Origin of the sequence: Georgenia sp. EYE_87 (genome assembly GCF_023148685.1) — a bacterium.
Lineage (GTDB): Bacteria > Actinomycetota > Actinomycetes > Actinomycetales > Actinomycetaceae > Georgenia.
Genome location: NZ_JAHXNL010000001.1, coordinates 353981 through 373617, shown reverse-complemented (window position 1 = coordinate 373617; position 19637 = coordinate 353981). Strand labels below are relative to the sequence as shown.

Sequence of the window (19637 nt, the reverse complement as noted above, 5' to 3'; positions counted from 1 at the left end):
ACCGCGCCGCGCCCGGGGACCGGGCGCTGGTACCGGCACTCCCGGCGGTGCGCCTAGACTCGTGTGGTTACCGCCCCCGAACGCGACCGGAGCCCGAACCCGATGGATCCCACAATCATCATCTTCCTCGCCCTCATGATCGGCATGATGTGGTTCGTCACGAGCCGCGGGAAGAAGCAGGCGGCCGCTCAGCGCGAGATGCTGAACAACACCGTCGTGCCCGGTGCGTCCGTGATGACGATCGGTGGGTTCTTCGGTCGTGTGGTCGACATCGACGGCGACGTGGTGACCCTCGAGAGCCCCTCCGGCGTCGAGACGATCTGGCTCAGGAGCGCCATCAAGGAGGTCAAGGAGCCCCCGTTCGCCGTCGTCGACGACGAGGACCTGGCCGAGGGCGGTTCCTCCGCGGTCGTCCCCGACGGCTCCTCCGCCGTCGTCCCCGACGACGCCTCCGCGCTCGACGCGGGGACCACCGGCCCCGAGCGGGAGTTCCGCCCGGGCGGCCCGGAGGTCGACGGCACCGGCCGGCTCGCCCGCGAGGACGAGGGCGGCGAGCCGGGCACCGGCACCGCCCCCCGCGCCTGACCCGGCCCACCCCGAGCGCGCCCCGGCGCGCCCTGCACGAGAGAAGACACCGGTGGCGCAACGCCAGACGAGAGAACGCCCCCGCCGCACGCTCGGCCTCCTCGCCGTTCTCCTGATCGCCCTGTTCGGCTCGCTGTTCGCCGGCTCGAGGCTGACCGAGGAGGCCTCGATGACGCCGCGGCTGGCCCTCGACCTCGAGGGCGGCACCCAGCTGATCCTCACGCCGAAGACCACCGACAACTCGGAGGTCACGCAGGAGGACGTGCAGCAGGCCATCGAGATCATCCGCCAGCGCGTGGACGCCTCGGGCGTCGCCGAGGCGGAGATCACCAGCCAGGGCGGCTCGAACATCGTGGTCGCCCTGCCCGGCAACCCCGACGAGGAGACGCTCGACCTGGTGCGTCGGTCGGCACAGCTGCGCTTCCGGCCCGTCCTGACCGTCGCCGGTCCCGGCACGATCGACCCCGCCGCGTTGGAGGAGGCCCAGGAGACGCCGACCGACGGCGCGACCGAGGAGCCGACCGCGGAGGCGTCCGAGGAGCCGACGACACCGCCGACCCAGGAGGAGATCGAGGCGGCGGCGCTGCAGGCCTCGGACACCGACGGCGACGGCGAGCTCGCCACCGAGCCGGCGACCGAGCCCGCGAACACGTCGGACCTGAACTGGATCACCGAGCAGATCAGCTACGACTTCTACACGCTCGACTGCACGAACCCGGAGAACCTCGTCGGCGGGGTCCAGGACGACCCGGCTGCCCCGCTCGTCGCCTGCTTCGAGGACGGCAGCGCGAAGTTCATCCTCGGCCCCACCTCGCTCGAGGGCACGAACATCGACTCCGCGTCGTCGGGCATGGGCGTGAACAGCCAGGGCGCCGCCACCGGCGAGTGGGTCGTCTCGCTCGAGATGGACAGCGAGGGCACCAAGAGCTTCGGCGAGTTCAGCGAGCGGCTGCTCGGCCTGCAGCCGCCGCAGAACCAGTTCGCGATCGTGCTCGACGGCCTGGTCATCTCCAACGCGACCATGCAGAACGCGATCTACGACGGCCGTGCGCAGATCAGCGGTTCCTTCACCTCGGAGACCGCCGCGAACCTGGCCAACCAGCTCAACTTCGGCTCGCTGCCGCTGAACTTCGAGGTGCAGTCGCAGGACGAGATCTCTGCGACCCTCGGCTCGGAGCAGCTGTCCAAGGGCATCCTCGCCGGCCTCATCGGCGCCGGGCTGGTCGTGCTCTACATGCTGTGGCAGTACAAGGGGCTCGGCCTGCTCTCCGTGGCCAGCCTGGTGCTCGCCGGTGTGATCACCTACGGGGTCATCGCGCTGATGTCCTGGCTCGTGGGCTACCGGCTGTCGCTGCCCGGGGTCGTCGGCCTGATCGTCGCCGTCGGCATCACGGCGGACTCGTTCATCGTCTACTTCGAGCGGATCCGCGACGAGGTCCGCGAGGGCCGCACGCTGGCCGCCGCCGTCGGGCACGCCTGGCCGCGCGCCCGGCGCACGATCCTGGCCTCCGACGCCGTGAACTTCACCGCCGCAGCGGTGCTGTACTTCCTCGCCGTCGGCGGCGTGCAGGGCTTCGCGTTCACGCTCGGCCTGGTCACCCTCGTGGACGTCGTCGTCGTGTTCATGTTCACCCACCCGGTCATGCTGCTGCTCGTCCGCACGCAGTTCTTCGGCCAGGGCCACCGCCTCTCCGGGCTCTCGCCGGAGAGCCTCGGGGCGACGTCGGCCACCTACCGCGGACGGGGACAGTTCCGCGCCCCCGCCGCCGTCACCGCGGGCACCCACGACGGCGAGCGTGAGCTCGTCGGCGCCGGCGTCGGCTCCTCCGCGGCGACGCGGTCGACCGCGGGCGGGGGACCGCGCGGTCGCGGCGGATCCCCGTCGGGCGGCGCGGGAGCGTCCGCCGGTGCCACGGCCGGCGCGGGTGCGCCCGCCGACGCCTCCACGGACATCACCGCGGCACCCACCCCCTCGCTGCCCGCGCCGCGGGTGGACGAGAGCGGTCGCCGGCTGACGATCGCGGAGCGCCGGGCGGCCGAGCGGGCGGAGGCTCGCAGGCTCGCCGAGGAGAACGGCGCCGCCGGCGCCGCCGGCGCAGCGGGTCCGGGCGACGGCGACGGCGCGACGTCCGCGACCGAGGCTGCCGCTCCCGACGCCGACGGCGGCCCGACCGCCGTCGGCGGCGCCGCGACAGACGGCACCAGCGTGCTCCCGCGTCCCGCCCCCGGCACGGCCGCGGACGACGACCGTTCGCCGGCCGTGGAGGACCCCGCCGGCGAAGATACCGACCCCTCGACCACCGGAGGTGAGCGGTGATGGCGTCGTTCTCCCAGATCGGCAACGAGCTCTACACCGGCCGTCGTTCCATCGACTTCATCGGCCGGCGCAAGCTCTGGTTCACCGTCGGCGCCCTCCTGATGGTCGCCTCGGTCCTCGTGCTGGCCATCAGGGGCATCAACCCCGGCATCGAGTTCCGCGGCGGGTCCCAGTTCACGGTCTCGGGCGCGTCCACCACCGCCCAGGAGCCGGCCAACCAGGTCCTCGCGGACCTGGGGGCCGGCGAGCCGCCGCGCGTCTCCGCCGTCGGCAGCGACTCGGTCCGCGTGCAGACCGAGCGCCTCACGAACGAGGAGACCACCGAGGTGCAGGGGGCGCTGGCGGAGGCGTACGACGTCCCGCCCGAGAACGTCGCCGCCACCTTCGTCGGCCCCAGCTGGGGTGCCGACGTCACCGGCAAGGCCCTCCAGGGCCTGCTGCTGTTCCTCGTCATCATCACCGTCGGCATGTCGCTGTACTTCCGCACCTGGACCATGGCGCTGGGCGCCGTGGGGGCGCTGCTGCACGACCTGGTGGTCACGGTCGGGGTGTACGCCGCCGTCGGCTTCGAGGTCACGCCCGCGTCCGTCATCGGGTTCCTGACGATCCTCGGCTACTCCCTCTACGACACCGTGGTCGTCTTCGACAAGGTCCGGGAGAACAACGCCGACCTGTACACGCAGGACAAGCGCACCTACGCCGAGGGCTCCAACCTGGCCGTGAACCAGACGCTGGTCCGCTCGATCAACACCTCCGTCACGGGTCTTCTGCCGGTCGCCGCGATCCTGTTCGTCGGCGCCTTCCTGCTCGGCGCCGGGACGCTGCGCGACATCGCGTTGGCGCTCTTCGTCGGCATGCTGCTCTCCTCCCTGTCCTCGGTCTTCCTCGCCGCACCCCTCGAGGTCGCACTGCGGGAGCGGAACGAGGCGGTGGTCAAGCACACCAAGATGGTGCTGGACCGGCGCGAGCGCCGGCGTGCCGCTGCGGGCGAGACGGGCGACGGCGGTGCCGTGGACCTCGGCGCCCGCACGGAGGACCTCACCGGCGTCGGGATCGTCGCCGGGCACCACCTCGGCACCGCGGCCCAGCCGCGCCGCCGCAAGAAGGGACGATGATGACCGCATCCGCGCCGAGCTTCCCGGCGGAGCTGACCGACCTGGTGCGCGAGCATGTGCGCGAGATCCCCGACTTCCCGGCACCGGGCGTGCTCTTCCGCGACATCACCCCCCTGCTGGCGGACGGTCCCGCGTTCGAGGGGCTCGTCCAGGGCCTCGCCGAGAAGTACCGCGGCCGGGTGGACGCGGTGGCGGGGCTGGAGTCCCGCGGGTTCATCCTGGCGGCGCCGCTGGCCATCGAGCTGGGCGTCGGCATGATCACCGTCCGCAAGGCGGGGCGCCTTCCCGGGCCGGTCATCGGCGTGGACTACGCGCTGGAGTACGGCACGGCCCGCATGGAGCTGCGTCCTGAGACCATCCAGGAGGGGCAGCGCGTCCTCGTCATCGACGACGTGCTCGCCACCGGCGGGACCGGGGCGGCAGCGATCGAGCTGGTGGAGCGCAGCGGCGGCGAGGTCGTCGCCCTCGCGATGCTGCTCGAGCTCGCCGCCCTCGGCGGCCGGCGCAAGCTCGACGGCTACCGGGTGGACTCGGTCCTCATCTACTAGGCGGCCGTCGGTTCGGACGGCGCGGACACCGCGCCGTCCGACCGCGGCGGCGCGATCTCGCCCCCGCACGGTCGGTCGGCCCGTGTGCCCGGGAGGGACGCACGATCGGTCGGCCCGTCCGTCCGGAGGGAACCGATGCGTGCGGGCGCCCGCGTTCGCCGTAGGATCGACCAATGGCAGGTGATCGGGTCCCGGCTTCGGGCGAGGCGAGCGGCACCGACACGGTGGTGCCCGGCTCCCGCGTCCGGTCGCGCCTGGTCTGGCTCGGCTCCCGCGGGCACTCCAACCCGCCCGCCATCGAGCCGCTGCTGCGTGCCGTCCGCGCGAACCACCCCAAGGCGGACACCCAGCTGATCGTCCGCGCGTACGAGGTTGCCGAGAAGGCGCACCGCGGGCAGATGCGCAAGAGCGGCGACCCGTACATCACCCACCCGGTCGCCGTGGCCACGATCCTCGCCGAGCTCGGCATGACGCCGTCGACGCTCGCGGCCGCGCTGCTGCACGACACCGTCGAGGACACCGACTACCCGCTCTCGCAGCTGCGGGCGGAGTTCGGTGACGAGATCGCCCTGCTCGTCGACGGCGTGACGAAGCTCGACAAGGTCACCTACGGCGACGCCGCGCAGGCGGAGACCGTGCGCAAGATGGTCGTGGCGATGGCCAAGGACATCCGCGTCCTGGTCATCAAGCTTGCCGACCGGCTGCACAACGCCCGCACCTGGAAGTACGTCCCGTCCGCGTCCGCCGAGAAGAAGGCGCGCGAGACGCTGGAGATCTACGCCCCGCTGGCCCACCGGCTCGGCATGAACACCATCAAGTGGGAGCTGGAGGACCTCTCCTTCGCGACCCTGTACCCCAAGGTGTACGAGGAGATCGTCCATCTCGTCGCCGAGCGGGCTCCGGCCCGCGACGAGTACCTGGGCGCCGTCCGCCTGCAGATCGAGGACGACCTGCGCACCGCGAAGATCCGCGGGGTCGTCACCGGCCGGCCGAAGCACTACTACTCGATCTACCAGAAGATGATCGTCCGCGGCCGCGACTTCGACGACATCTTCGACCTGGTCGGCGTGCGCGTCCTCGTGGACACCGTGCGCGACTGCTACGCGGCCCTCGGCGCGATGCACGCCCGCTGGACCCCCCTGCCCGGGCGGTTCAAGGACTACATCGCCATGCCGAAGTTCAACCTCTACCAGTCGCTGCACACCACCGTCGTCGGCCCGGGCGGCAGGCCGGTCGAGATCCAGATCCGCACGCACGACATGCACCGGCGCGCGGAGTACGGCGTGGCGGCGCACTGGAAGTACAAGGAGAACCCGAACGCCAAGGGCGCCAAGGTGGAGGGCGCGCCCGGTACCGAGGAGATGGGCTGGCTGCGGCAGCTCGTCGACTGGCAGCGCGAGACGGCGGACCCGGGGGAGTTCCTGGACTCGCTGCGCTTCGAGATGTCCGGTGCGCAGGTCTACGTCTTCACGCCCAAGGGTGACGTGCTCGCCCTGCCCTCCGGCGCCACGCCGGTGGACTTCGCCTACGCCGTGCACACCGAGGTCGGCCACCGCACCGTGGGCGCCCGCGTCAACGGCAAGCTGGTGCCGCTGGACTCGCCGCTGGAGAACGGCGACACGATCGAGATCTTCACCTCCAAGGCCGAGGGCTCCGGCCCCAGCCAGGACTGGCTGGCGTTCGTCAAGAGCCCTCGCGCGCGCAACAAGATCAAGGCCTGGTTCACCAAGGAGCGCCGCGAGGAGGCCATCGAGGCCGGCAAGAACCAGCTGAGCAAGGCGATGCGCAAGCAGAACCTGCCGATCCAGCGGCTGATGAGCCACGACTCCCTCTCCGCGCTGGCCACGGAGATGCGCTACGCCGACGTCTCCGCCCTGTACGCGGCGATCGGTGAGAACCACATCTCGGCGAACAACGTGGTCCACCGCCTCGTGCAGTCGATGGGCGGCGAGTCCGGGGCCGAGGAGACCCTCGCCGAGGCGACGATGCCCGGCGAGCACCGCCCGCGTGCGAGGGCCGGCGACACCAGCGTCATCGTCGAGGGCATGTCCGACACGGACATCTGGGTCAAGCTGGCCCGCTGCTGCACCCCGGTGCCGGGGGACCCCATCGTCGGGTTCATCACCCGCGGGTCTGGCGTGTCCGTGCACCGCGCCGACTGCGGCAACCTCGAGGGGCTGCGGGCGCAGCCGGAGCGGATGGTCGGCGTCAGCTGGGCCAAGAGCGCCCAGAGCTCGTTCCTCGTGCAGATCCAGGTCGAGGCGCTGGACCGCAACGCGCTGCTCTCGGACGTCACGCGGGTGCTCTCGGACAACCACGTCAACATCCTCTCGGCGTCGGTCAGCACCTCACGGGACCGCGTGGCGCTGAGCAAGTTCGTCTTCGAGATGGCCGAGCCGTCCCACCTTGGCCACGTGCTCGCCGCGGTGCGGAAGATCGACGGCGTCTTCGACGCCTACCGCGTGACCGGCACGCGGAGCACCCGCACGCCGGCGCCCTGAGCCCTGAGCCCTGAGCGTCAAATGCCTGAGCGTCGAGTGCCTGCCTGTGGCTCGCGTCCCGAGGCCTGACGCCGAGCGAGCCGCGCCCGGACAGCACGACGCCCACGCACCGTCGGGTGCGTGGGCGTGCGGCTGGCCTCGCGGCAGTCCTGCTCAGCCCTGCGCGGCCCGCTGGATCTGGTCCAGCCAGGCGCGGCGCGCCTCGAGGGCAGCCTCGGCCTCGGCGACCTGCTTCTCGTCACCTCCGGCTCGGGCCCGCTCCAGGTCCGCCTCGAGCTGCTCGATGGCGGAGTGCAGCTGGGCGGCCGCCCCCTCGGCCCGTGCCCGGGTCTCGGGGTTCGAGCGCTCCCACTCGGCCTGCTCGGCGTCGCGCACCGCCTGCTCGACGGCGCGCATCCGCGCCTCGACGCGCTGCACGTCCGCGCGCGGGACCTTGCCCGCCTCGTCCCACTGGTCCTGGATCGGTCGGAGGGCGGCGCGCGCGGTCCGGGGGTCCTTCACGGGCAGCAGCGCCTCCGCCTGCTCGAGCAGGGCGAGCTTGACCTTGAGGTTCTCGCCGTACTCGGCGTCGACCTCCGCGTTCTGCGCGCTGCGGGCGTCGAAGAACCTCTGCTGCGCGGCGCGGAAGCGTGCCCATAGGGCGTCGTCGTCCTTGCGGGAGGCGCGACCCGCGGCCTTCCACTCGTCCATCAGCTCGCGGTAGGCGGAGGCCGTGCGGCCCCAGTCGGTGGACGACGAGAGCTCCTCGGCGCGGGCGATGAGCTTCTCCTTGGCCTCCTTCACCGCCCCCTGCGAGGCGTCGAGGTCGGAGAAGTACTGCCGGCGGTGGCGGTCGAACGCCGTGCGGGCGTGGGAGAACCGCTTCCAGAGCTTGTCCTCGGTGGACCGGTCCAGGCGGGGGCCGTTCCGCTGGGCGTCCTTCCACTCGTCGAGCAGGTCGCGGAGCCGCTGGCCCGACTGCTTCCACTGGGTGCGGGCCGGGTCCTGCTCGGCGATCTGCTCCGCCTTCTCCACGATCGCCGTCCGCTCGGCGACCGCCTGCGCCCGGGCGGCCTCCCGCTCCGCGGCGGCCTCCTTGCGGCGCTCCTCCGCGACGCCGCGCAGCCGCTCGAGCCGTCCACGCAGACCGTCGATGTCGCCGACCGCGGCGGGCGACTCGAGCGCCTCGGTGAGGGTCGCCAGGGTCTGCTCGATCTCCTTCGGCGCGAGCTGCGGCAGGCGCGCCTCGAAGAGGGCCACCTGCGCCTGGAGGTCGAGGAACCGCCGGACGTAGAAGCCGAGCGCCTCCTCGGTGTCCGCACCCGTGTACTGGCCGACCGACCGCTCGCCGCTGGCCTCCCGGACCCAGACCGTGCCGTCGTCGTCGACGCGGCCCCAGGCCGCAGCCTCCGCCGCGTCCCGGGGGTCCACGGGGGGCGTCACCGCGGGCTGCGCCACCGCCGGAGCCACGACGGCGGGCGTCGGCGCCGGCCGGGGGAGCGGCCGGGGGCGCGGCCCCGGGGCGGGACGCGGCGTGGGGGTCGCCGACGGCGCCGACGACGTCACACCGGCGTCCTCGGCCACCGTGGTCCCTTCGACGTCGGCGGCTGGGGCCTGCGTCGGCTCGTCGGTCTCGACGCCCGCGGCCTTCGTCGGCTCGTCGGCCTCGACGCCCGGGGCCTCCTGCGTCGTCTCGACGTCCGGGGCGGGCACCTGAGAATCCGGTGCTGGGGTCTGCGTCCCGGCGGTGCCACCGGGGACCGGGGTCTGCGTCTCGGAGCTCACGTGCTCCTCCGCCACCGGGACGCCGGCAGGGGTGTCCTCGGCCTCGACCACCGAAGCCTGGTCCTCGGGGACGCCCGTCGGCCCGGCGCCGGAAGGAGCCCCGGCCTCCGGACCCGGGGTCGCGTGCGCGTCGTGCGCCGTCGGCACACCGTCGCGGACGGCAGGCGCCTCGGCGTCGGTCGTGCCCAGCGTCGTCGGGACGTGATCGGTGACGGCGGGAGCAGCCTCGGCATCACCGGCGCCCAGTGCCGTCGGAACGCCGTCGCCGGCGAAGGGAGGAACCGCCGCGTCCTCGGCGACCGGAGCCGACTCGCTCTGCAGCTGCGGGGCGGCCCGGTCCACCGGCGCGGCCGGGGTGCCGCCTGCGGGCTCGGCCTGCTGCCGGACGTCGCCCAGGGAGGAATGCTGGTGGGTGGTGGGCTCCGGGCTGTCGCTCGGGGTCGGCTGCTCGGTCACGGGTCGCTCCTTTGGATGACGGGGTTGGCGTCTGCCACACCGTTCTCGGTACTTCCCCGGCACCGCGGTGCCGGGTCGCCCACGCGACGCAGCCTGACGGTTGCGTGCTCCCGGGAAGGCACTGGTCCCACCCGGGCGCGCGTGACGCGGCTCTCAGTCTAGGGACCTGCGCAACCCCTGGGGACCACGGCGGGCCCCGTAAGCCCGCAGGAGGCGCTCACCGGCGGCACGGCCGGGGATCCGGTGACGCCGTCCGGATAGCCTGTGGCCATGCTGCTCCTGAGGACCACCACGACCGTGCTGGAGGCCCACTGCTACGTGGTGGCGCCGCACGACGGCGCCGAGGCGCTCGTCGTCGACCCGGGAGCGGGCGCGGCGCCCGAGGTCCGGCATCTTCTGGCCGAGCACGGGCTGCGGGTGGGCGCGGTCGCTCTCACGCACGGCCACGCCGACCACCTCTGGGACGCCGCCGCCGTCGCGGGCGATGCCCCCGTCTACGTCGCCCCGCCCGACAGCTACCGGCTCGACGACCCCGCCGCGGCGCTGGGCGAGCCGCTCGCCGCCCTCTTCACCGACCTGGCCGGCGAGCCGTGGCGACGGCCTCGGGACGTGCGCCCCTTCCCTGGGGAGCTCCTCTCCGGCGGCGGTGCCGAGATCGTCCCCGGGGTCGCCCTCCGGGCGGTCCCTGCGCCCGGCCACACCGCCGGCTCCACCGTGCTGCTGGTGAGCGGTGCACCGGTGACCCCGGGCGTGATCCCGGCGGGGACGGACGTGCACGCCGACGCCACGGGGCGCTACCTCTTCGCCCTGTGCGGCGACGTCATCTTCGCCGGTTCCGTCGGGCGCACCGACCTGCCCGGCGGCGACGAGCGCGAGATGATCTCCACGCTGCGCACCCTCGCGAGCTCCCTGCCCCCGACCACCGTGCTGCTGCCCGGCCACGGCCCCGCGACGGTCCTCTCCCGCGAGCTCGCCATGAACGCCCACGTGCGCGCCGCCGTCTCGGGCCGGTGAGCGCGGGCGGGGACGGGCGCCGGGTGATCGGGTCACGCTCTCCCGCAGCCCACTCGCCAGCTCGCCCGTGAGTCGGCCCCGAGGCCGCGCCGGCGAACCCGGACCGTCCGTGCGGCGGGCCGAATCGCACGTGACGCCGCGGGGATGGAAAGATCGGCGCCATGGTGCGTCCGTCCTCCCTGTCCGGTTTTCCCGAGTGGCTCCCCGAGGGGCGCGTCGTCGAGCAGCACGTGCTCGACTCGCTGCGCCGCACCTTCGAGCTCCACGGGTTCGCCGGGATCGAGACGCGCGCCGTCGAGCCGCTCTCCCAGCTGCTCCGCAAGGGCGAGACCTCCAAGGAGGTCTACCTGCTGCGCCGGCTGCAGGAGGAGGGGGAGCCGGACGCCGCCGACGCGGACAAGCAGCTCGGCCTGCACTTCGACCTGACGGTGCCCTTCGCGCGCTGGGTGCTCGAGAACGCCGGGCAGCTGGCGTTCCCCTTCAAGCGCTACCAGATCCAGAAGGTCTGGCGCGGCGAGCGGCCCCAGGACGGCCGCTTCCGTGAGTTCACCCAGGCGGACATCGACGTGGTGGGGGCCGACACCCTGCCGTTCCACTACGAGGTCGAGCTGCCGCTCGTCATGGCCGAGGCCCTCGCCGCGCTGCCGATCCCGCCCGTGCGCATCAGCGTGAACAACCGCAAGGTCGCGCAGGGCTTCTACGAGGCCATCGGCCTGGAGGACGTCGAGGGCGCCCTCCGGGTGATCGACAAGCTCGACAAGATCGGTCCCGAGGGCGTCGCCCGGGGGCTCATCGACGAGGCCGGCGCCACGCCGGAGCAGGCCGCCCAGGCGCTCGAGCTGGCCTCGATCAGCGGCAGCGACGCCGCCGTGGCCGACCAGGTGCTCGCCCTGGGAGCCCGTTCCGAGCTCCTCGACACGGGCCTCCAGGAGCTCGTCACCCTGCTCGAGGCGGCGCAGGAGCTCTCGCCGGGCACCGTCGTCGCCGACCTGAAGATCGCCCGCGGCCTCGACTACTACACGGGCTCCGTCTACGAGACCACGCTCGTCGGCCACGAGAACCTGGGCTCGATCTGCTCCGGCGGCCGCTACGACTCCCTCGCCTCGGACGGGAGGCGGACCTTCCCGGGCGTGGGGCTGTCCATCGGGGTCTCCCGCCTGCTCGCCCGGGTCCTCTCAGACGGCCTGGCCGAACCCACCCGCGCCGTTCCCACCGCCGTGCTCGTCGCGGTGACCGACGAGGAGCACCGGCGCACCAGCGACCGGGTCGCCAAGGCGCTGCGCGCCCGCGGCATCCCCGCCGACGTCGCCCCGACCGCCGCGAAGTTCGGCAAGCAGATCCGCTTCGCCGACCGCCGGAGCATCCCGTTCGTGTGGTTCCCCGGGGAGGACGGCGACGAGGTCAAGGACATCCGCTCCGGCGACCAGTCGCCCGCCGACGCCGGTACCTGGGAGCCGCCGGCCGAGGACCGCTGGCCCCGGGTCGTCGACGGTCAGGGCGCGGGGGTGCGATGACCGTCCCGCTGCCCTCGGGCACGGGCGACGCCGCCCGTGCGGTGCTCGGCGCGCTCGGGGAGCTGCGCCGGGTGCTCGAGGGGGTGACCCTCCCGCTCGACATCGAGGACGCGGCGATGGCCCGGGCCGATCGCCAGGAGGTCCTCGACCAGCTCTCCGACTACGTGATCCCGCGCTACGAGCAGCTCGAGGCGCCGCTGCTCGCCGTCGTCGGCGGCTCGACGGGGGCGGGCAAGTCCACCCTGGTCAACGCGCTGCTGCGCGAGCACGTCACCACCGCCTCGGCGATCCGCCCCACCACCCGCCGGCCGCTCCTGGTCCACCACCCCGACGACGCGGCCTGGTTCGCCGACGACCGGATCTTCCCCGGGCTCGCCCGGGTCACCGTGGCGCCCGGCTCGCCGCCGACGCCCGCCGTCACCGGGGACGGCGGCGTCCACCGCGAGCTGGAGCTGCGCGCCTCCTCGGCGCTGCCCCGGGGTCTTGCCCTCCTCGACGCCCCGGACATCGACTCGGTGGTCACCGAGAACCGCCAGCTCGCCAACCAGCTCCTGGCGGCCGCCGACCTGTGGGTGTTCGTCACCACGGCGGCCCGGTACGGCGACGCCATCCCCTGGGCGCTGCTCACCGAGGCGGCCGACCGCCGCATCGTCGTCGCCGTCGTCCTGGACCGCGTCCCCCACGGGGTGAGCGCGGAGGTCCGGCAGGACCTCGCCGCCCGCCTCGACGAGGAGGGGCTCGGCCGGGCGCCGCTCTTCGTGATCAGCGAGACGACCATGGCCGAGGACGGCCTGCTGCCCGCGGACGACGTCGCCGCGCTGCAGGGCTGGCTGCACGGCATCGCCGCCGACGCCGGCTCCCGTGCCTCCGTGGCCCGCCAGACCCTCGGCGGGGCCGTCGACGCGGCCCTCGCCCGCGCGTCCCTCGTCGGCGAGGGTGCCCAGCACCAGACCCAGACGCTGGTGCGCCTGGCCGGCCACGTCGACGAGGCCTACGCCCAGGCGCACCACCGCATCATGTCCGCCACCGCGGACGGCGCCATGCTGCGCGGGGAGGTGCTGGCCCGCTGGCAGGAGTTCGTCGGCACCGGCGACTTCTTCCGCTCCGTCGAGGCGCAGGTCGGCCGGGTCCGCGACCGGATCGGCAACTTCTTCCGCGGCCGCCCGGCCCCGACCGAGCAGGTCGAGGTGGCCATCGAGACGGGCCTGCAGACCCTGCTGGTCGCCGAGGCCGAGCGCGCCGCCGCCGAGGTGGACCACCTGTGGCGCCGCGAGCCCGGCGCCCGCGGCGTCCTCGCCGCCGCCACCGCAGCCCTGCCCAGCGAGGAGCGCCTCATCGACGACGCCGCCGCCGAGGTGCGCGGCTGGCAGGACGACCTCCTCGGGATGGTCCGTCGCGAGGGCGCGGACAAGCGGCTGACCGCGCGCATGCTGTCCTTCGGTGTCAACGGGTTGGGGATCGCCCTGATGGTCGTCATGTTCGCCTCGACGGCAGGCCTGACCGGCGCAGAGATCGCGATCGCCGGCGGGACCGCCGTCGTCGCCCAGAAGCTCCTGGAGGCCGTCTTCGGCGACGACGCCGTGCGCAAGATGACCGCCGCCGCCCGCCACGACCTCCACGCGCGGGCCGGCGCGCTCCTCGCCGAGCAGGCCGACAGCTACCGGCACGCGCTCTCGGACCTGGGCATCGACGCCGGGGCGACGGAGCGGATCGCCGGGGCCATCACCGCCGTGCGGGCCGCGCGCCGGGCGGAGGCTGGCCTGTGAGCCTCCTGCGCCGCCGCCGGGCGGACCCGGTCGCGAGCCTGCCCGAGGATCTCGACAAGCTGCGCGAGGCGGCCGAGGTCGCCGCCGGCCACCTGCCGGCCGCCGCACTCGAGCGCGCGCAGTCCCTCGTCCAGCGCGCCGCGCAGCGCCAGAACCTCGCCGCCGGACGCACCGTCGTCGCCCTCCTCGGGGCGACGGGGTCCGGGAAGTCCACGCTGTTCAACGCGCTCGTCGGGCGGCAGGTGGCCCGGGCGGCCGCCCGCCGGCCCACCACCACCCGGCCGCTGGCCGCCGTGTGGGGCGAGGACGACGCCGCCGAGCTCCTCGACTGGCTCGACGTGCCGGAGCGGACCCGGGCGACCGGTCCGGGTGAGCTCGACGGGCTCGTGCTGCTCGACCTGCCGGACATCGACTCCACCGCCCGGGAGCACCGCCGCATCGCGGGGCGCATGGCCGGGACGGTGGACGTCCTGGTGTGGGTGCTGGACCCGCAGAAGTACGCCGACGCGGTGGTCCACCGCGACTACCTCGCCCCGATGGCCGCCCACGCGGACGTGACCCTCGTGGTGCTCAACCAGGTCGACACGCTCGCCCCGGGCGAGCGCGCCGGCGTGCTGCGGGACCTGGCCGGGATCCTCGCCCGCGACGGGCTCACGGGGGTGGAGGTGCTGGCCGTCTCAGCGCGTACCGGCGAAGGGGTCGGCGAGCTCCGGGACCGGATCACCGCCGTCGCGGCGACCACCCGCGCTGCCCAGCTGCGCCTGGCCGCGGACGTGCGGACCAGCGCGGCCGAGCTTGCCCGCGCCGCCGAGATCGAGGGCGACGGCGCGCCCGTCGAGGTCGGGGACCGCGCCGCGGCCCGCCTCAGCGCCTCCGCGGCCCAGGCAGCGGGCGTCGACGCCGTCCGCGAGGCGGTGCGCGGCTCGTACGTGCGGGCGGCCCGTGCCCGGGTGGGCTGGCCGCCGGTGCGTTGGCTCTCGCGCCTGCGGCCGGACCCGATGCGCCGCCTGCACCTCGACACCGCCCGCGACGACGGCTCGCTGACCCGGACCTCGCTCCCGGGCCCGACCCCCGTCCAAGAGGCCGCGGTGCGGTCCGCGGCCCACGCGCTCGTCGCCACGTCGACGACGCAGCTGCCGGGCGCGTGGCGCGACGACGTCCTCCAGGACGTCGAGGCGCGCATCCCCGGGCTCGTCGACTCGCTCGACCAGCGCATCGCCGGCGCGGAGCTCGAGCAGACCCGCCGCCCCGCCTGGTGGGGCGTCCTGGGCGCGCTGCAGTGGCTGTTCCTGGCGGCCGCGGTTGTCGGCGCGGGGTGGCTCGGGGTCCTCGCCGGGATGGCGTACCTGCGGCTGCCGGAGCCGGTCACCCCGATGGCCGGCCCCGTGCCGTGGCCCACCACGCTGCTGGTGGGCGGGCTGCTCGCCGGGCTGCTGCTGGCGCTGCTCGGCTCCGTCATGGCACGCCTCGGCGCTCGCCGGCGCGCCCGACGGGTGGACCAGCGGCTGCGGGCCCTGGTGGACGTGACGGTGCGCGAGCAGATCGTCGCGCCGCTGGAGGAGCAGCTCGGCGAGTTCGTCACGTTCCGCCGGACGGTCACCGCGCTGGCCGGGTAGTCAGCCGGGACAGACAGCGAGGTCGCCGATCCGGTCGCGGGCAGCGACCAGATCGGCGACCTCGTCAGTCGTGCGGTGTCAGCGGGCGCGCCGTGTCTGGCGGGCGCGCCGTGCCCGGCGGGTGCTCAGTACGAGCGTCGGCCCGCGGGCCGCGAGGACCGGTACGGGCGCTCCGCGTGGTGCTCGCCGGCACCCGAGGTGAGGCGCTTGGCGCGCAACGGCTTGCGGTCGGAGCCACGGCGGTCGCCGGCCCCGCGCGGCCCCTCGTCCGGCCGGATGCGCAGGGGCCGGCCGGCCACCCGTGCCGCACCGATCCGGCGCGTGGTCTCGGGGGTCATCTCGCCGCTGATCTCGACCAGCGAGAAGCTGGGGAATATGTCGATCTTGCCCAGGTCGGAGCCGCGCAGGCCGCCCTCGCCGGTGATCGCACCGACGATGGCACCCGGCTGGACGCCGTCCTTGTGCCCGACCTCGACGCGGTAGCGCGTGCCCGCCACCCGGGGGCGGCGCCCGCCACGCTCGGCGGGGCCACGGGAGTCACGCGGGGCGAAGCCCTCGTCGAAGCGAGCGGCCACGAACGCGCCGTCGTCGTCGACCTGCTCCTCGCGCCGCACGCGCGGGCGGCTCTCGCCGTCCTCCGCGTCGCGGTGGCGCGGACCGTCGTCGCCGACGGCGAGGGCGACCAGGGTGGCGGTGAGCTCGAGCAGGTCGGCGCCGGTCTCCTCGAGGTGGGCGTTGATCGCCTTTCGGTACATGTCGAGGCGGCCGGCCGCCTGACGTGCGGTGACCTGGGTGAAGAGCTGCTTGGCCTTGTGGGCGGAGACGTCGGCCGGGGTGGGGATCGCCACCTCCTCGAGGGAGGAGCCGGTCGCCTTCTCGATCTGGAAGAGGCGGCCGCGCTCGCGCGGGGTGAGGAAGGTCAGCGCGGTGCCGGTCCGGCCGGCGCGGCCGGTGCGGCCGATGCGGTGGACGTAGGCGTCGTTCTCGCGCGGGACGTCGAAGTTGACGACCAGGCCGATGCGCTCGACGTCCAGGCCGCGGGCGGCGACGTCGGTGGCCACGAGGACGTCCAGGCCGCCGGAGCGGAGGCGTTCGACGAGCTTCTCGCGCTCCTTCTGCGCCACGTCGCCGGAGAGGCCGGCCGCGGAGATGCCCCGCGCCGACAGCTCGATCGTGACGTCCTCGACGGTGCCCTTGGTGCGGACGAAGACGATGGCGGCGTCGGCCTCCGTGGTGGCCAGGACGCGGGCGAGCGCACCGGTCTTGTGCTTGAACGGCACGACGGCGTAGGTCTGGCGGACCGTCGCGACGGTCGACGCCGGTCGGGTGACGGCGACCCGGACCGGGTCGGTGAGGTGAGTGGCGGCGACGCGCTTGATGGCGGCCGGCATGGTGGCGGAGAAGAGCGCGGTGCGGCGCTCGTGCGGCACGTGGGAGGCGATCTGCTCGACGTCCTCGGCGAAGCCCATGCGGAGCATCTCGTCGGCCTCGTCGAGGACGAGGAAGCGCACGCCGCCGAGCTTGAGGCTGCCGCGCTCGATGAGGTCCATGACCCGCCCCGGCGTACCGACGACCACCTGGGCGCCGTCCTTCAGCGCCCGCAGCTGGGGCACGTAGCTGGACCCGCCGTAGACGGGGAGAACGGTGAGGTTCTTGGTGCGGTGCGCGAAGGAGGCGACGGCGTCGGCCACCTGCATCGCGAGCTCGCGGGTGGGGGTCAGCACGAGGGCCTGGACCGAACGCTCGGAGGGGTCGACCGCCTCGAGCAGCGGCAGACCGAACGCCGCGGTCTTGCCGGTGCCCGTCTGGGCGATGCCGACGACGTCGCGCCCGGAGAGCAGCACCGGGATGGCTTCAGCCTGGATGTCGGTGGGCGTGGTGAAGCCGAGGTCCTCGATCGCGGAGAGGAGGTCGGCCGGCAGCCCCAGGTCGGCGAACGTGCGCGTCGGCGCCGCAGGGGCCTCGACCGCAGCGGGCGGCTCGTCCGCAGCGGGCGGCTCGTCCGCGGCGGGGGCGTCGTCGGCGGCGGGGGCGTCGTCGGCGATGGGCTCGACGAAGTCGGCAGGTGCGTCGGCGATGCGCTCGTCGGACGCGGCGGCGACCAGTTCGTCAGGGGCGGGGCCGTCCTCGGCGAGGCGTGCGGGGGCGTGGTCGGTCACAGGGGTGGTCAAATGAAACCCGTTTCACGAGGCGGAGTGTGGGTGACGACGCCAGGACGGCGAAGCACCGTTCCGCTCGTGTGAGGCCCGGACGAGATGCGACAACTTCCGCTGGGGCCTGGGCGGTGACGTGCACTCCAGGAGACCCCAGCGTACCGGCCCGGTGCGCGGAACGGCAGGTCAGGTACCCGTGACCTCACGCACAACGACCGCGCGGGGCCCGTGAGCCGCTGCTCACGAGCCCCGCGCGGCCTGGCGGTTCACCCCTGACTGAGGACGAAAGCGGTCAGGTACGACGGCGAGTTGCCGTTGTCGACCTGCTCCGCGGGAAGTCGCTCGAGCATCGCGGCGGCCCGCACCGGGTCCGTCAGCGCCTGGGCCATGATCACGTAGTCGACGAGAGCGCGCCCGACCGGGTCGCCGTCGGGCACCGCCGCCTCGACCATCGTCTGCACCGCCTCGGGCTCCTCGGCGAGATAAACGGCATGGGTCGGGCTCATCGGGATGAGCTGGATGCCGACCACGGCGGATGGGTCGGCGTTGAAGAACGTCGCGAAGTCCCGCTTGCCCTGCCAGTTGATGCCGACGCTGCTGTGCCCGAACTCGGCGGGCAGCTCGGGGGCCACCCAGTACTCCAGGGCGGTCGCCGTCTCGTTCGCGAGCATCCACCGGGCCTGCTCGGCCATGCCCGCCTGGCCGGACGCGTCCGCCCACAGGGCGAGGCCGGCCCACGCGTTGACGGCCTCGGAGGAGGACTCCTGGTTGTTGCCGTCCCCGAAGGGCGCCGTGCCGGACGCCCACGAGTGGCCCCACCAGTCGTCGAACGCGCGCCGCTGCGGGAACGCCTCGGTCTGCTCCGGGGCGGCGATGTCGTGGGCGACGGCGTCGGCGACCGTGGCGTACCGCTCCCCGAGCGCCGGGTCCTCGGCCGCGAGCACCCCGAGCGCGTACAGCATGTGGCCGTAGTGGAAGTGGTGGTCGTTGAACTCGTCGGACCCGTACGACGGCTCCATGCCCACGAGGCCCTTGAGCGTGTCGTCGTAGGCGAAGCAGCGCTCGGCGCGGGTGGCGCACCCCTCCGGGTCGAACCACTTGTCGAGCTCGCCGACCATCTGCCCCTTGAGCGCCGCCGCCTCGTCGGCCAGGCCGAGGCCGGTCGCGAGCTGGTAGAGCTGGCTCGCGCGCTGGAGCTGCTTCCCGGCGTAGTAGCTGTCCGGGGCGTCGAACGACACGGAGGCGACGTCGGTGCGCAGCTGCTCGGTCACCCGGGCCCGCTCGGCGTCGTCGAGGTTCCCGAGGTCGAGCTCGGGCACGGGCTCCCGGGCGGTGACGGCGAACGTCGCCTCGTTCCCGGTGGCCAGAGCGAGGTCGCCGTGGACGGACGGGACGGTCGCGGCGAGCGGCTCGCCGTCGGTCGTCGTCTCCTGGTGCGGCAGGGACGCGACCACGGTCGGCGCGCCACCTGTCTCGTAGGTGAGGGTCGTGGTCGCCCGCCCGTCCGCGACGGCGTACGCGACGTCGGTCCCCGAGAGCGGGACCGCGCCGGCGAGCAGGGCCGCGCGGTCGGCCTCGGAGGCGCCGGCGGGCTCGGCGTGGACGACGAGCGAGCCGCCCTCAACGAGGTCCAGCGTGGTGCCGGAGAGCGAGCCGTCGGTGACGAAGCGGTAGATGATCCCGCCGACCTCGGCGCTCGCCCCGCCGTCCGCGGCGACCGTCGAGGCGGGCAGCTGGATCGTCTGGGCGGTGGCGGCCGCATACGCGAGATACGGCCAGCCCTCGGCCATCGTGACCCGGCCGGTGGTCTGCCCGTCCTGGCGGTAGGCGAACGTGCCGGAGAGCTCGTCGACCCGCTCGAGCACGTAGTCGTCGGCGGGCAGGTCCAGCTGGACGTGGTCCGGGTGGGCGCCCATGAGGATGCCGTCCGACGCCTGCGGCTCGGGCAGGCCGAGTCCGAGCCCGTCGGCCTGGAGCCGCACGCTCAGCGTCCCGGTGAACACCGGCCGGTCCGCCGGCGCGAAGACCGCGGGTGCGAGCCAGGAGTTCGTGGGCGGCAGCACGCCGTCGGCGACTGCCACCTCGCCGTCGAACGGGCCGGACGTCGTGGGCAGGCTCGCGGCCGTGGCGTCGACCGCGGACGCCGCGGTGGGCTCCTCGGTCGAGGCGCCACCGTCGGCGGGCTGGGTGCAGCCGGCGAGCACGACGGCGGAGGCGAGCAGGGTGGTCATGCGGCGGACTGTCACATAGCTCCAGAGGTGGTGTGCGTGCGTGGGCGGGGTGCGGTG

The 19637-nt window shown here is 74.1% G+C and carries 12 protein-coding genes; 9 read left to right on the top strand and 3 right to left on the bottom strand.

The features are described 5' to 3' along the window. Positions 1 to 102 precede the first annotated feature (102 nt). The 5 genes from yajC to KZX45_RS01640 all read left to right on the top strand — a co-directional run bounded on the left by yajC (position 103) and on the right by KZX45_RS01640 (position 7066). Positions 103 to 585, top strand: coding sequence for a preprotein translocase subunit YajC (yajC, locus tag KZX45_RS01660; RefSeq protein WP_248255969.1), 483 nt, complete (start codon positions 103 to 105; stop codon positions 583 to 585). A gap of 52 nt (positions 586 to 637) precedes the next feature. Beyond that, complete coding sequence (gene secD / locus KZX45_RS01655) at positions 638 to 2902, top strand: protein translocase subunit SecD (RefSeq protein ID WP_248255968.1); 2265 nt, start codon at positions 638 to 640, stop codon at positions 2900 to 2902. After that, on the top strand, positions 2902 to 4017 hold the full coding sequence (secF, locus tag KZX45_RS01650; protein WP_248255967.1) for a protein translocase subunit SecF: 1116 nt from the start codon (positions 2902 to 2904) through the stop codon (positions 4015 to 4017). Before secD ends, secF begins: the two co-directional genes overlap by 1 nt. Further along, positions 4017 to 4565 (top strand): adenine phosphoribosyltransferase, encoded by a 549-nt coding sequence (locus KZX45_RS01645; protein ID WP_248256291.1) that lies wholly within the window; start codon positions 4017 to 4019, stop codon positions 4563 to 4565. The genes secF and KZX45_RS01645 overlap by 1 nt, the downstream gene beginning before the upstream one ends. A gap of 173 nt (positions 4566 to 4738) precedes the next feature. Continuing rightward, the gene (locus KZX45_RS01640; protein ID WP_248255966.1) at positions 4739 to 7066 is read left to right on the top strand and encodes a bifunctional (p)ppGpp synthetase/guanosine-3',5'-bis(diphosphate) 3'-pyrophosphohydrolase; all 2328 of its coding nucleotides are present in this window, start codon (positions 4739 to 4741) and stop codon (positions 7064 to 7066) included. Positions 7067 to 7219: 153 nt separating this feature from the next. Here the strand turns inward: KZX45_RS01640 and KZX45_RS01635 are convergent, their stop codons facing one another. Next, positions 7220 to 9286 (bottom strand): DUF349 domain-containing protein, encoded by a 2067-nt coding sequence (locus KZX45_RS01635; RefSeq protein WP_248255965.1) that lies wholly within the window; start codon positions 9284 to 9286, stop codon positions 7220 to 7222. Positions 9287 to 9556: 270 nt separating this feature from the next. Between KZX45_RS01635 and KZX45_RS01630 the strand changes: the two genes are divergently transcribed. The 4 genes from KZX45_RS01630 to KZX45_RS01615 all read left to right on the top strand — a co-directional run bounded on the left by KZX45_RS01630 (position 9557) and on the right by KZX45_RS01615 (position 15196). Further along, positions 9557 to 10300: an MBL fold metallo-hydrolase gene (locus tag KZX45_RS01630; RefSeq protein ID WP_248255964.1), complete on the top strand. Its 744-nt coding sequence runs from the start codon at positions 9557 to 9559 to the stop codon at positions 10298 to 10300. Between the two features lie 161 nt (positions 10301 to 10461). Continuing rightward, positions 10462 to 11814, top strand: coding sequence for a histidine--tRNA ligase (gene hisS / locus KZX45_RS01625; RefSeq protein ID WP_248255963.1), 1353 nt, complete (start codon positions 10462 to 10464; stop codon positions 11812 to 11814). Further along, the gene (locus KZX45_RS01620; protein WP_248255962.1) at positions 11811 to 13580 is read left to right on the top strand and encodes a dynamin family protein; all 1770 of its coding nucleotides are present in this window, start codon (positions 11811 to 11813) and stop codon (positions 13578 to 13580) included. The genes hisS and KZX45_RS01620 overlap by 4 nt, the downstream gene beginning before the upstream one ends. Then, positions 13577 to 15196, top strand: coding sequence for a GTPase (locus KZX45_RS01615; protein ID WP_248255961.1), 1620 nt, complete (start codon positions 13577 to 13579; stop codon positions 15194 to 15196). The genes KZX45_RS01620 and KZX45_RS01615 overlap by 4 nt, the downstream gene beginning before the upstream one ends. 125 nt (positions 15197 to 15321) lie before the next feature. On the opposite strand, the gene KZX45_RS01610 is transcribed toward KZX45_RS01615, so the two are convergent. Together KZX45_RS01610 and KZX45_RS01605 are read right to left on the bottom strand one after the other, a co-directional pair. Continuing rightward, positions 15322 to 17367, bottom strand: coding sequence for a DEAD/DEAH box helicase (locus tag KZX45_RS01610; protein WP_374112508.1), 2046 nt, complete (start codon positions 17365 to 17367; stop codon positions 15322 to 15324). Between the two features lie 248 nt (positions 17368 to 17615). Further along, positions 17616 to 19580 (bottom strand): glycosyl hydrolase, encoded by a 1965-nt coding sequence (locus KZX45_RS01605; protein ID WP_248255960.1) that lies wholly within the window; start codon positions 19578 to 19580, stop codon positions 17616 to 17618. Between the last annotated feature and the right edge of the window lie 57 nt (positions 19581 to 19637).